The 12,936-nt window shown below is 69.9% G+C and carries 7 protein-coding genes and 1 pseudogene; 5 read left to right on the top strand and 3 right to left on the bottom strand.

All coding sequences use genetic code 11. The annotated features are described in order from the left end of the window. The first annotated feature begins 62 nt into the window (after positions 1 to 62). From ACH4F2_RS06870 to ACH4F2_RS06880, 3 genes are read left to right on the top strand one after another with little or no spacing between them, the layout of a single operon-like run. Entirely contained in the window at positions 63 to 593 is a 531-nt protein-coding gene (locus tag ACH4F2_RS06870) for a hypothetical protein (RefSeq protein ID WP_398131632.1), read from the top strand. Continuing rightward, positions 590 to 1,960, top strand: coding sequence for a KGGVGR-motif variant AAA ATPase (locus tag ACH4F2_RS06875; RefSeq protein WP_398131633.1), 1,371 nt, complete (start codon positions 590 to 592; stop codon positions 1,958 to 1,960). The genes ACH4F2_RS06870 and ACH4F2_RS06875 overlap by 4 nt, the downstream gene beginning before the upstream one ends. Continuing rightward, a complete protein-coding gene (locus tag ACH4F2_RS06880; protein WP_398131634.1) occupies positions 1,960 to 3,411 on the top strand; it encodes a hypothetical protein in 1,452 nt (483 codons plus the stop codon). Before ACH4F2_RS06875 ends, ACH4F2_RS06880 begins: the two co-directional genes overlap by 1 nt. A gap of 96 nt (positions 3,412 to 3,507) precedes the next feature. On the opposite strand, the gene ACH4F2_RS06885 is transcribed toward ACH4F2_RS06880, so the two are convergent. Both ACH4F2_RS06885 and pglW read right to left on the bottom strand, forming a co-directional pair. After that, the gene (locus ACH4F2_RS06885; protein WP_398131635.1) at positions 3,508 to 4,920 is read right to left on the bottom strand and encodes a hypothetical protein; all 1,413 of its coding nucleotides are present in this window, start codon (positions 4,918 to 4,920) and stop codon (positions 3,508 to 3,510) included. Positions 4,921 to 4,968: 48 nt separating this feature from the next. Next, positions 4,969 to 9,333, bottom strand: coding sequence for a BREX system serine/threonine kinase PglW (gene pglW, locus ACH4F2_RS06890; RefSeq protein WP_398131636.1), 4,365 nt, complete (start codon positions 9,331 to 9,333; stop codon positions 4,969 to 4,971). A 441-nt stretch (positions 9,334 to 9,774) separates the two neighbouring features. Between pglW and ACH4F2_RS06895 the strand changes: the two genes are divergently transcribed. Next, the gene (locus ACH4F2_RS06895) at positions 9,775 to 10,953 is read left to right on the top strand and encodes an IS30 family transposase (protein ID WP_398131637.1); all 1,179 of its coding nucleotides are present in this window, start codon (positions 9,775 to 9,777) and stop codon (positions 10,951 to 10,953) included. Between the two features lie 473 nt (positions 10,954 to 11,426). On the opposite strand, the gene ACH4F2_RS06900 is transcribed toward ACH4F2_RS06895, so the two are convergent. After that, entirely contained in the window at positions 11,427 to 11,945 is a 519-nt protein-coding gene (locus ACH4F2_RS06900) for a transglycosylase SLT domain-containing protein (protein WP_398131638.1), read from the bottom strand. 572 nt (positions 11,946 to 12,517) lie between these two features. On the opposite strand from ACH4F2_RS06900, the pseudogene ACH4F2_RS06905 reads away from it, so the two are divergent. Continuing rightward, positions 12,518 to 12,898, top strand: a pseudogene (locus ACH4F2_RS06905) (nucleotidyl transferase AbiEii/AbiGii toxin family protein); the annotation flags it as partial. Positions 12,899 to 12,936: the final 38 nt, after the last annotated feature.

The following is a 12,936-nucleotide window of genomic DNA, read 5'->3' on the forward strand; positions in this document are numbered from 1 at the left end:
CAGGGCGCCTGGTATGCGGAAACGCTCCCTTTCCCGCTGATCACGCCGATAAGGTGATCGTCGTGACGGCTCCGACGACTTCCGCCGCCCCGCCACCGGCCTTCCGGGCGGCGAGCGGCCATCATTACCACTCGGCCAGGCTGGCCGCCGCCGACCGGTTTACCATCGCCGCCGACCACTCGGCGGGGCTGGCCGCCGAGTGCGCGATCAAGGCGATCCTCCTGGACTACCTGGGCTCCCGGCTCAACGACAAGCAGCGGCCCTACAACGGCGATCTGGAGCTGAGCTCGCAGCCGAACCCGCCCGGCGGAAAGTGGCGCAAGCAGGACCGCAAGGAGTACCTGCACGAGCACCTCCCCGACCTGTGGGGACAGCTGACCACGATCCTCGACCGTCGGCGGGCACGCGAGACAGGGGTCCTGTTTCTGCGGTTGATCGGGCACAACCCGTTCCACGACTGGGACGTGTCCGGAAGATACTGCGACGGTACGGCGATCAGCGACGCGGATCTCGACCGGCACCTGCGGGCGGCGTACGACCTCCTCGCCGCTCACGAACAGGCACGCATACTCGGAACCGGGGCCCTCGCATGACGACACCCAGTGCGGGCTTCGATTCTTCGTGGCTGGCCGCGCAGAAGGTGGCCGAGGACGCCGCGGCGCTCGGCCGTGACGTCGTACTCGCCCGTGACCTGCTCGGCCGGGCCTCGCTACTCATCGACGACATGGGCGATCGGCTCGCACCGGACTCCCCCGAACTCGTCGCCGTACGTGACCGGTTCGTCGAGGTGACCCAGCCGTTCACCGGACTGGAGCCGGTGCAGACCGCGCGCTCCATGTTCGCGCCGGAACTGTTCTTCACCGCGCCGGAACTCACCGAGGTGAGCCCGCGCGGCGACGGTGTCGGCAGGATCTGCACACTGGAACGCACGGTCGTCGGAACCGACTGGCTCCAGCGCGACGACGACAGCGCCTCCGGGACACCGGTCTCCCGGCGGGACCGGCGCGTGGCCCTGTACGGGTTCAAGGGCGGTGTCGGCCGCTCGACCGCGACCGCCGTCCTCGCCCGCCACCTCGCCGACCTGGGTCGGTGCGTACTCGTCGTCGACCTCGATCTGGAATCGCCCGGCGTGTCCAACCTGCTCTCGGACGAGGCGGGCAGACCACGGCACGGCATCGTGGACCACCTCGTGGAGGCCGCGGTCGGCAGCGCGGACGACCTGGAGCTCGTCGGACGTGCCTCGTTGCTGAACTACCAGGGCAACGGGGAGGTGTTCCTCGCCCCGGCATGCGGACTGCCGCTGGAGGGGCAGCCGTACAGCTACCTGTCGAAGCTGAACCGCATCTACACCGACCTCCCGGCCACCGGCGACGGCGCGCCGCCACGTCCGTTCGCCGTCCGGCTGGAACAGGCCATCGCCGCGTGCGAGGACCAGGTCGAACGGCTCGCCCGGCGCCCCGACCACGTCCTGCTCGACAGCCGCGCCGGCATACACGACATCGCCGCCGTCACGCTCACCCGGCTCAGCGGACTCGCCCTGCTGTTCGCCGTGGACAACCCGTCGACCTGGGAGGGCTACCGGATGCTGCTCTCCGAGTGGCAGCGCCGGCCTGACCGGGCGCGCGAGCTCCGGGAGAGGATCAGGATCGTGGGCGCGATGTTCCACTCGGCGGGCGACACCGAACGGCTCGGTGTGCTCCGCAAGAACGCCTACGACCTGTTCGTGGACACGCTGTACAACCTCCCCGACGAGGACGAGCCCGAGCCGTTCTACACGCCCGCCGGCCAGGTGGACGACGCCCCCTACGCGGCGATCCCCATCCTGTTCGGCAACGACCTGGTCGGGCTCGACCCGCTGCGCAGCCGCCGCTGGCCCGAGCTGCCCTTCGTGGAAGCGGCGTACAGCAAGTTCACGACTACGGTGGAACGCCTGCTGCCCGAACCGCACGAGGACGCGTGATGAGCGAACCGACGCCCGCCGACTACCGCAAGCTGCTCATCGAAGCGCTCGGCTCGGCTCCCGACGCGAACACCACCGGCCCCGGTCTGCGAACCCTGTTCACTCCGTCCTCGCACCGGCTGGCCCTGGACCCGGACGTCACCGTGGTGCGCGGAGCACGCGGTACGGGCAAGACGTTCTGGGCCAAGGCACTGGTCGACGAGCGGCTCAGGGAGATCGCCGCCGCCTCGTACATGATGCCCCGGCTCCGCCGCACCAGGGTGACCACGGCGTTCGGGCTGGAGAGCGAGGAGGCGGGTGAACCGCCCTTCCCGTACAAGCGGACACGAGAGAAGCTCGTCGCGGACGGGGCGACCCCGGACGAACTGTGGGCGGCGATCGTCCTGATGGCCCTGAACGTTCCGGAGATCCGCCGCATCGAGGGCTGGACCGACCGTGTCCGCTGGACGCGGGACAACCCGGAGGCCTACGACGCGGCGATCGCCGCAGCCGACCGGGAGAGCCGCGAGCGCGGTGAGACCCGCGTGCTGCTCTTCGACGCCCTCGAGCACCTGCACGGCGTACGTGAACAGACGGACCGGCTGCTGTCCGGGCTGTTCCGGCTGGCGCTGGAGCTGCGCCTGACCACCGGCACCCTGCGGGCCAAGATCTTCGTACGGCCGGACATGTACGAGAACGCGCCGAAGATGTTTCCCGACGCGTCCAAGCTCGGCGCGAACGCCACGGACCTGGAGTGGAGCCGGGAGAACCTATACGGGCTGCTCTTCCACCAGCTGGGCAACCACACCACGCCCGAGGCCGAGAAGTTCCGCACGGCGACCGGCACCTGGCGGCAGGAGGAAGGCCGCCATGTCGCGCCCGTCGACGTCATCGCCGACCGGAAACGCCAGGAGGAAGTCTTCATCACGCTCGCCGGGCCGTTCATGGGAACGGACCGGCGTAAGGGACACACGTACACCTGGGTACCGAACCACCTTCAGGACGGCAAGGGCCGGGTCAGTCCCCGGACGTGGCTGAAGGCTCTCTGCAAGGCCGCCGTACTGACCGGCGAACGGCACGCGGGACACCCGGTCCCCCTCCACTACGACGCCATCCGCGAGAGTCTCAGCTCCGCCGCCGACAGCAGGGTGGCCGAACTGCAGGACGACATCGGCTGGGCGGCCCTCGCGGTCGAACAGCTGGAGAACACCCAGGTCCCACTCCAGGCCTCGGCCGTCCACTACGCCTGGCACCAGGGCTCGCTGGTCAGCAAGGTACGGGAACAGCTCAAGGACGAACGCTCCGGCAGCGGTCCACGGGAGCTGGAGAACCCCGTGGCACTACTGGAGGAGCTCATCGAACTAGGTGTGATGACCCGGCGCAGCGGAGAGGCGATCGACCTGCCGGACATCTACCGGCTGGCGTTCCACATCAGCCGCAAGGGCGGTGTACCCCGCATGCCCGTCAACTGACACCGAACCGCGGTCGCCGGGCGGGGCCCGATGTTCCGCCCCGGCGGCCGGTTACCGCAGCTCGGCTGTCGACCAGTCGTCACACAGGGAGACTGTTCATCGAGCTGCCCTGCGCTGCGCGTTTCGCGCCGCCTGCGGCGCCTCCTCCCCGCTCAGCGTGGCGAGCACGAGGTTGCGCTGGCCTCGGAAGCTGCGGATGACCTGCTGGCGGACGAGGTCGGTGCTCGTGCCGGTGGTGCCGATCTGGCCCGTCTCCACCAGGCGGGTGAACAACGTGTTGTCCAGGTAGGCCGGCACGTTCTTGTATCCGAACCGGACGGCGCCGCCCCGCCCGTCCTTCAAGCGGGCATCGTCACGCAGCGATTCGAACTGTCGGCGGGAGAAGTACATGCCGTGGATCATCTCCGTCGTGTGCGGCAGCACGGAACGCGGATGGCAGAGCTTGATCCAGCTCGGGCTGGGGTCCAGCCGCTGCTCGTCGGCCAGACCGGCGTGCCTCTCCGCGTACCGGTCGAGGCTCTTCATCCGCCGGAGCTCCTTGGCGAGGTTCCTGTCGCTTGTCGGGTAGTAGAAGCCGCCCCGTTCGGCGTCGAGCTTCTTGTACTGCACGAGGACAAGGCTGTGGCGCGTCACGTTGTAGAAGATGATGTCGCAGCCGAGGGCCCGCTCCGCCTGAGTGCGGTTGGCGTTCGCGACCAGCAGCGTGCGACCGTGCTCACGGAACCTGCGCCAGGCCACATGGTTGGTCTCCTCGCTGAGCCACCCGTGCATCGCGCGAGTGTCCTGCATGATGAGATGGTCCTCGAGCGCACGCTGATTACTGAGCCTGTCGGAACGGGCCGGACGGTCCTGCGGACGTTGCTCTGGAGGGTCGAGCAGTTCGTCAGGATGGCGGGCTGCTCCCACCATGTCGAGGAACAGCGGGGGCACCGTGTCGTCGTACAGCTCCTCGGCGGGTGGGTCCCACTCCGCCAGTTGTGGGGCCTGCATCCCTGCCATGCGCGTGACGGCGAGCGTCGCGTCGCGCTGCAGCGCCACTTCCTGTGCCGCCCGTGAGTCGCCGAAGTCCCAGGAGTCGATGGCTCCCTCGATCAGCTGGACCGCTTCCGTCAGCTCTGGCCGGAGGCGCAGGAGCCGGGCGCGTATCGCCTCGCCCGTCCCCTTGCTCTGGTGGCCCTCCTCGACCAGATGGCGCCGCTGGGCCGCGGTCAGTCCGTCGAGCAGCTCGACGAGCAGGAGAGGCCTGCGCAGTCGGCGCACATGAGTGACGCGCAGTTGCTGGTCCTGGTCCTTGGCTCCACGTCGGCGGACGGACTTCCCCACGCGGGTGACCTCGAAGCGCCCGTCAGCGTCCATGGACGCGATCAGGAGCAGATGACGGCCCTTGGACCACAGATGCCGCCCGCGCGTGAACGACCACTCCCAGTCGTGCCGACGGGATTGATGCAGCTTTTCGAGGAACTCCAGGTACTCGTCCTCATCTTCACGGCACTTCATGATCGCCACCATGGCCGTATTCTTGCCGGTCCCTCTGACAGCCCGGTCTCTTCCGGCCACTTACGCGGGCTGCTTGAGAAACCCCCCGGTGAGGTAGGCCAGTTCCCCGTCATTGCGCAACGCCTCAACCGGCTGACCGTCCAGGTGCGGGTCCTGGGTGCGGGACTCCATCGGGCACAGCAGCCACAGCCCGTGCGGTCCCTCCGACGGCCTGCGGGAGGCTGCCTGGAGGGTGACCAGGAATGTGCGGCCGCCCTCGTCCCAGTACCGGGCGATCAGACCCGCGTCGTGGAGGAAGAGCACCGTGCGCGGTTCGGCGGAGCGGGCGGCGAGGTCGTCGGCGACGCGTTGCCACACGACGCGGACGAACGTGGCGAGGCCCGGCTTCACCTGGCCCGGCGCGGAGGCCGCGTCGGCGCGCAGGACCGTCCGCCAGTCCTGGCTCTTCTCCTCCACGAGCCGCTTGAACTCCCGCAGGAACAGCGCCCCGAGGTCGACGGGCACCACCGGGAAGCGGGCGGCGATCATCTCGGCCGTGCCCTGCAGGCGGGCGGCCTTGACCGTCAGGGCGAGGAAGCCGCCGCGGCGGACGCTCTCGGTTAGCTGCTCGCGCAGCTCACCGTGCGGGTCCTCTGGCTCGCGGCGCACCACGGACCGTACCGGGGGAAGCATGCTGGTGACCGACCCCGTGGAGGACCAGGGGCCGATCGACCTCGGCAGCGGAGGGAGAAAACGTCCTGCCTCGTCGTCGTGGCGCAGGTCGAAGCGGGCCGCCTGGAGCGCGTCCTCCAGCACCACGGGGGTCGGCTCCCGGCCGTCCGACAGGGCGTCCAGGTCGGGGAAACGGGCTCGTACCCGGGCGACGAGTTCGGTCGCGGTGATCCCCCGGTCCGGCCGCACGCCCGCGCCGGCCTGCGAGATGCGCAGCGCGCGTTCCAGGCTCAGGTCACGCCGGTACAGCTCAAGGCGGGGGGTGTGGCGCACCACGGACGACGCCACGGCGGCGGCCAGCGGCACCAGGCGAGTGTCGGCGAGCGGCGCGAAGCCTTCCGGAACAGGCACCGCCCGCAGTTCGCGCACCACCTCGGCACGCCCTGGGAGGGGCTCCCGTTTGGCGAGCCTTTCCGCGGTCGTGCCGAGTTCCGCCGCGTAGTCGGCCAGTTCATGCGGGTTCGGGTCGTCGGTGCCGGGCAGGGACTCGGACGCCAGCAGCACCGTGTCGCCACGCCGGTGCACGGCGAGGCGTGGCTCATGGCCCTCCTCCTCACGGGTTTCCGCCTCGACGGCGGCCCGGACGACCGCCAGTGACCGGGCCAGCACGCGCTCGGGGCTGTCGTCCTGCGCGCCGTGCAGGGCCCGCAGCTCCTGCGCGGCCTGCGCGGCGGTCATCACTCGACCGAAGTTCGCGACGATCTCGACCAGTTCCGTGCACACCGTCTGCAGCCACTCGGCCTCGGCCCACCGCTTGATCTCGGCCCGGTGGTGGCGGGAGACCGGCGGCTGCTTGATGCCCAGGTGATCGGCTATCCGCGCCTGCACGGGCCAGGTGCCGAGCGGCGACAGACCGCCCTCCTCGGGCGGCAGTCCGAGGGTGAGGCGCACCACGTCGGCGCGGTGCGAGCCCTTGCGGCCGGGCGGCGGGGTCAGCAGGTCGACCATGTCGTCGACCGACAGGATGCCGGTGACCCCGGCCTGCGCTTCCTCGTCCCTGGCCGGAGAGGCGGCCTTGCGCGCGGCCGGTACGGCGGCCTTGCCCCGCAGAGCGGCCACCCACTGGTTGCGGCGGCGGTTCAGCTCCTTGCGCACCAATGGGCCGGCGCCACGGGCCTTGGAGATCACGGACGGCTGGACGTCCAGCAGCTGGCCCACCGTGGTGGCGCCGAGACCGGCGGCGACCGTCACCGCCCGCGGCGAGAGACCGGCCAGCTCCAGCTCCGTGTGGGCGTCAGCAGCCAGGGCCGCCCGGTCCCGTGCCTGCTCGGTGTCCTCCGCCTCGGTGCCCACGGTGGAGGGGGTGGTCGGCGGCCGGTCCGTGTCAGCGTCCCGGAACACCTTCTGCCAGGCGTCCTTCATCTGCCGCAGCGTGTCGAAGCGGTGCTCGATGTCACGGTGCAGGGCGCGCTGGAAGAAGGCGGTCAGGCCGGGCTGCAGGGGCCGGTAGAAGAGCTCACCGGTGATGTACAGCTCGGCGGACTCGTTGGTGAGCGGGTCGATGCGGCCGTCGCCCCACAGCGGCCGCTCGCCGCTCGCCATCTCGTGCAGGGTGACGGCCGCGGCGTAGCGTTCGGCGTGGTCGTCGAAGTGCGGGCGACGCACGGATCCGAGGAACGGGTCGAGATAGCCGCGGGTGCCGGCCTTCACGTCACGGTCGGAGGCGTCCGTCAGGGAGAAGTCGAACAGCTTGAGCTGCCAGGTGAAGTCCTTGCGGCGCTGGATGCCGAGGTTGTCCGGCTTGATGTCGCGGTGCCGGACGCCGTGCGCGGCGAGCTGGTCGAGGGCGAGGAACAGGTCCTCGCCGAAGCGCTCCAGTTCGTCGTAGCTGAGCTGCCCCTTGCCGCGCAGCCGGGCGCCGAGGGACTGCTCACCCGCGTACTCCAGCTGCAGGACCGTACGCGAACCGAGCTCGCGCAGGCCGTCCCCGCGCAGCTGGACGACAGCGCCTCCGCCGACCAGCTTCAGGGCGCGTTCCTCCGCGCGCAGTCGGTCGGCCTTCTGCTCGTCGAGGGCCACCTTGAAGACGCGTTCCTCGACGCGGACCGTGCCGTCGTCGTCCTCCATTGCGCGCTCCACGAGCAGGGCGCGGGCCGTGGCCCCCGTGCCGAGGACCCGGCGTACCGACCATTCCTCGTCCAGGGCCTGGCCGGGCAGTGCCTCCAGCGGGTCGACGGTCGGCGCCGCCGCGGAGTCGTGCGCGGCACCGGCCCGTTCCGCTTCGTCGAGGAGGTCCAGGAACTCCTCCGCGGAACTGAGCCGGTCGTTGACGTCGGCGCGGGTGGCTTTGTAGACCAGATCGTCGAGCGCGTCGGAGACCCCGTCGGCGACCGCGAAGAGGTGCAGCCCCGACTCGGTGCGCAGCCGCTCCTTGAGGACGCTGCGCTGCGGGGCCGGCGGCTTGCCGGTCAGGATCAGATAGGAGACGGCGCCCAGGCCGAAGACGTCCAAGTCCCCGGGGTCCGGGAAGGGCTGGTCGGTCTCGGGTGCGAGGTAGACGTGGGCGGCGTCCTCGATCAGCGCCGCGTCCAGGGCGGAGCCGCCGATGGACCGGAAGAAGGTGGCGTTGCTGTCGAAGTCGCGGGCCGCGGTCTGCCAGTCGGTGATGCGCAGCTCGGGGTGCGCACCCTCACCCCGGAAGGACACGTGGACGGAGCGGGCCGCCAGCGCGCGGTGGTACAGCGAGCGGCTGTGGGCGTACCGGATGGCCTCGGCGAGCTGGCGAACGAGGTCCAGTCGAGTCTCGGGGGTGAGCTTGTCGCCGTAGGTATCGAGATACTGGTCCAGGCGCAGGTCGGTGTGACGGTGGCGGAAGAGGATCGCCGGTCCGCCCTCGTGGTCGCGCAGCTCCATGGCGTCGGCGATGCCGCGGTGGGTGATGCCTTGGAGGACCTGGTACTCGCGGCGTGCCGCGCGCTCCGTCTTCTTGCGGTCCGCTTCCGTCGCGCCCTGGCTGACCAGGTAGATTCGCACCCGGCCCCCCTCCTGGGCGAGACCGTCATCCCTCTTGGCCAGGCGGTCCTCCCACGACGCGCCCGCGTCGAGGGGGTGCGGCTCCATTTTCCAGGCGTCGCCGAAGCGCAGATGGCCGGTCGACTGCCGGATACCGATGGTCTTGAGCAGCTGCGGCAGCCGGTGGCGGGAGAACTCCTCCGTGACACGCCGCTCGGGACGCTCGGGGGGCAGGCCGAGGAAGTCCTGCCAGATGCGGTTCAGGCCGCTCGCGCCGTCGTCGCGCCCGTACACGCGGATGCGCTGGACCTCGTCGAGGTGGCTGACGAGGTCGGGGGCCGACAGGAAGACCGCCGGCTCGATGCGCGGGACCATCCGGTCGCTCTGGTAGAGCTTACGGGCGGCCCACTGGAGCTGGCTGCGCAGTTCCTTGGACTTGAGGTCGTTGAAGTGCAGGGGGTTGTTGAGGGTGCGGGTGCGGTCCTTGCCGCGGAAGTTCCAGGTCGAACCGGTGTTATGGAGCTCGCCGGGGTGGCTCTTGATCTCGACGAGGAAGAGGCCGGCGGGGACGGCGATCAGCAGGTCGCACTCGTTGACCCGGCCCGACTGGGCAGTGAAGGAGAAGGTCGCCCAGGCGCGGTACGGCTCGGCCGCGGGCATGAGACGCCGGACGTGGTCCAGCGCGTCCTGCTCCCAGGAGTAGGGAGAGGGACGCTCCTGGAACCACTGCTGGACGGGCTTGACCGGCCCCGGCTTGGGCATGGCCGGACCGGGTGTTCGCCGTGGGTCCCCTCCCGTTGCTGCCACTGCGTCGGCCTCCTCACCGATTCGTCCCTCAGGATCCGACAAATCCCTGGTGGAGCCTACCGCCATGGACTGACTGCGCGGCTTCTCGTGAGGCCGGTCACGCAACGGTGACGTTCTGCCCGGAACAGTTCAAACGGGAGTCTGCTTCCGCCTGCCACACAGCGGGACACCATCGTCGGACGACGTCCGGCCGAAGACACGAGCGGCTGGCCCCGGCGGCCTCCGCACACCCCCGCCACGGCGCCTGGCGCCCGGAAGCCCACGGCCGCGTAGATCATAGGCCGACACCAGTCACCCGGCTCCCAGGCCGCGTGATCCTCACTGGCCGCGAACCCGTTCGTGAAACGCGGGCACCCTCAAGTGATCAACGCACCACCCACGGATGATCATGTGATCGTGGAGGCACAGGTGCGTGACTACGGGTTTTCGCCGGCTCAGCAGGATGAAGTCTGGAGACGCTGGCGCGAGGGGCAGTCGTTCAGCTTGATCGGGCGGGCGCTCGGGGCACCGATGCAGAGCGCTCGTCGGTTTCTGCACCAGAGCGGCGGCGTCCGCATCACCCCGCAGCAGCGATCAGAGCGGCATCTGAGCGGCAGCAAGCGCGAAGAGATATACCGCGGCATCGCCGCCGGGGAATCTGGCCGGCAGTTGGCCAGGCGGCTGGGCCGATCGCCTTCGACCGTCTCCCGCGAGATCGCCCGCAACGGAGGCCGGGACCGCTACCGTGCCGCGTCCGCTGATGCGGCCGCTTACGAGCGCGGGCGCCGTCCCAAGCAGGCCAATCTGGCCCAACAACCGGCTCTGCGCGCCTTGGTGGAGGCGAAGCTGGCTCTGTGCTGGTCTCCCGATCAGATCGCAGGGTGGCTGCGACGTCAGTTCCCTGGCGACACCATCATGCAGATCTCGCACGAAGCGATCTACCTCTCGCTCTACGACCCTCGTCGCCGCCAGGCAATCGACCGCAGTCTCACTCAGCGCCTGCGGTCAGGCCGGCCCATGCGCCGCCCGAAGATCGCCCGTCGGCCTACCGGACGGGGCATCATCCGCGGTATGGTGTCCATCACCGCCCGCCCCGCCGAGGCCGAGGACCGCAAGGTCCCCGGCCATTGGGAGGGCGACCTCGTGATGGGCACCAGGCCCTCGGCAGTCGCCACGCTCGTCGAACGAACCAGCCGCTACACGACCATCGTTGCGCTGCCGGACGGCATCAAGGCCGAGCAGGTCACCCCCCATCTCACCAGGAGCCTCCTCGGCATCCCGCCCCACCTGCGGCGGACGCTTACCTGGGACCGCGGCCGGGAGATCGCCGAGCACCGGGCCATCACCACCGAGACCGGGATGCCGATCTACCTCTGCAAGCCGCGTAGCCCGTGGCAACGCGGCACCAACGAGAACACCAACCGGCTGCTTCGGCAGTACCTCGCCAGGGGCGCCGACCTCCGCACGTTCAGCCAAGCCGACCTGGACGCCATCGCTCACGAACTCAACCACCGTCCGCGCAAGACCCACGGCTATCGCACTCCGGCAGAGGTCTACGCTGACCTTTTGAACAGCAGTGATGCGTTGGCCGCTTGAACTCGCCCGCGTTTCCGTTCACACAGGGCAGACCACCGATGCGCATCAGCCCACACCGCGCTCGTACGCCCTGCGCTAGCCGAAAGAGTCCGTACGAGCAGTGGTAGCCCTCTGGGACTTTTCTGGGACTTTCGGCTTCATCAACTGGCACGAGCGTGAAACAGCTGAAAGACCATTCTCCCAGGTCAGCGACCGAATCCCTCTCATCGCCGCAGGTCACCGCGCTGGCTGGTCTCTTCCGGGCCATCTGAAAGCCGTCAAAAATCAACGCCCTACGCCCCTACGGCCCTACGGCCGTACGGCCGTAGGGGCGTGATGGCACCTCTGGGACTTGTCTGGGACGCAACGGTGTGCGACGCGGGCGGGGCCGGAGGGACGTGTCGTGCCTCCGGCCCCGCCGTGCTGCCTGGGCCCCGCCGGCCTCCGCGCGGGACCGGTTGTCCCGGGGCTCAGGCGGTCATTGGGTCCGCCGGTCAGTAGGCGGAGTCGACGTTGTCCATGGAGCCGTACTTGTCGGCCGCGTAGTTGCAGGCGGCGACGATGTTGGCGACCGGGTCGGTGACGGAGTCCTTCGTGCCCTTGACGTGGTAGGCGTCGAAGGTGGGCTGGATCGTCTGGAGCAGGCCCTTCGAGGGGATGCCGTTCTGGGCGTTGACGTCCCAGTTGTTCTGCGCGTTCGGGTTGCCGGACGACTCGCGCATGATGTTGCGGTGCAAGCCTTCGTAGGTGCCCGGGATGTTCTTGGCGTCCATGACGTCCAGGGCGGTGCGGATCCAGCCGTCGAGGTCGTCGCCGTGCTTCTTCTCGCCGGCCTTGACGATGTCCTTGATCTTGTCGGTCTGGGCCTGCGTCTGCGCGGAGGAGGCCTTGGCCGGCTCGGCGGCGTGCGCCGGGCTCGGGGCGAGGGTGAGGGTGACGGCGGCGGCGCCCGCGGCGGCGAGGGAGGCCACGGCGGACTTGCGGAAGTTGGGACGGCGCATGATGGCGTGCACGGGTGTACCTCTCCATTCGGGAACGTGATGGGGAGGCCGACGGGGGGTCGGCGACGCGGTGTCCGCGTTGGACGCGGCTTCGCGTCATCAGGGCCGGTGTCTGGATCACGGACGGGCTCTTCCCGTCCGGTCCCGGCGCTCGGCTCCCCGGTACGCCGACCACACTGCGGAACCCTCCGCCGCCGCGACAAGTGTGTGACCTACTACGCCGCTTCGCAGACCGGCCGCGTGACTCGCCCGGACGGTCTGCGACCACGCGGGCGAGCGGCCGTCGGGCGTCTACTAACCCTGGCCCCGTGTGACGTGGGCCCTGTGCGCGCCCTCACAGAGCCGGTCACCCGGCGGTCGCCTCTCGTCACCCTGCGGAGACAGGTGCCTCACTCAGTGAAACAGCACAGTCACCTTTCGGGGTCGCTCTGGAAGGCCGGCGTTCCGGTACTGGGCGAGGTGACGCACGAGGCTGCGCGTGACGAGGGTGTGTCAGTCGGTACGCGTGGAACTCCGCGCCCGGCGCGGCCGGGGGACGCGCCTCAGCGGGACCGCGTGCCGAGGTCCGTGAGCAGGTCGTTCAGCACCGTTTTCTCCTCGACCCGGACACCGCACTCGGCGAGAGCGATGGCCGAGGCCCCCTGGTTCTCACCGGTGGGTACGCCGTGCGGGACACCGCCTCGTGAGGCGCCCCAGCCAGGACCTTGACGTAGCCACCGAGAACCCGGCGCCCATGGCCGACATCGCCGCCACGCTCCGCGCCGGCCTGGAAGCCCGCGGCTGGAAGGTGCACGCGCTGGAAGGTGCACGCGCTGGAAATCGCCCCGCTGTCCGCCCGCTTCACCGTGTCCGATCCGGCCACCGGGCAGGGCTGCGGGGTCGACATCCTCAAGGAGATCTTCTGGCGGCCGGTCGTCCCGGGCCCGTACGGGCCTGTCCTCGCGGAGGAGGACGTGATCGGGACCAACAGGTCCGAATCCTGTGGACCGGGACAAGCACGGCC

This window comes from Streptomyces sp. NPDC017890 (assembly GCF_044328675.1).
GTDB lineage: Bacteria > Actinomycetota > Actinomycetes > Streptomycetales > Streptomycetaceae > Streptomyces.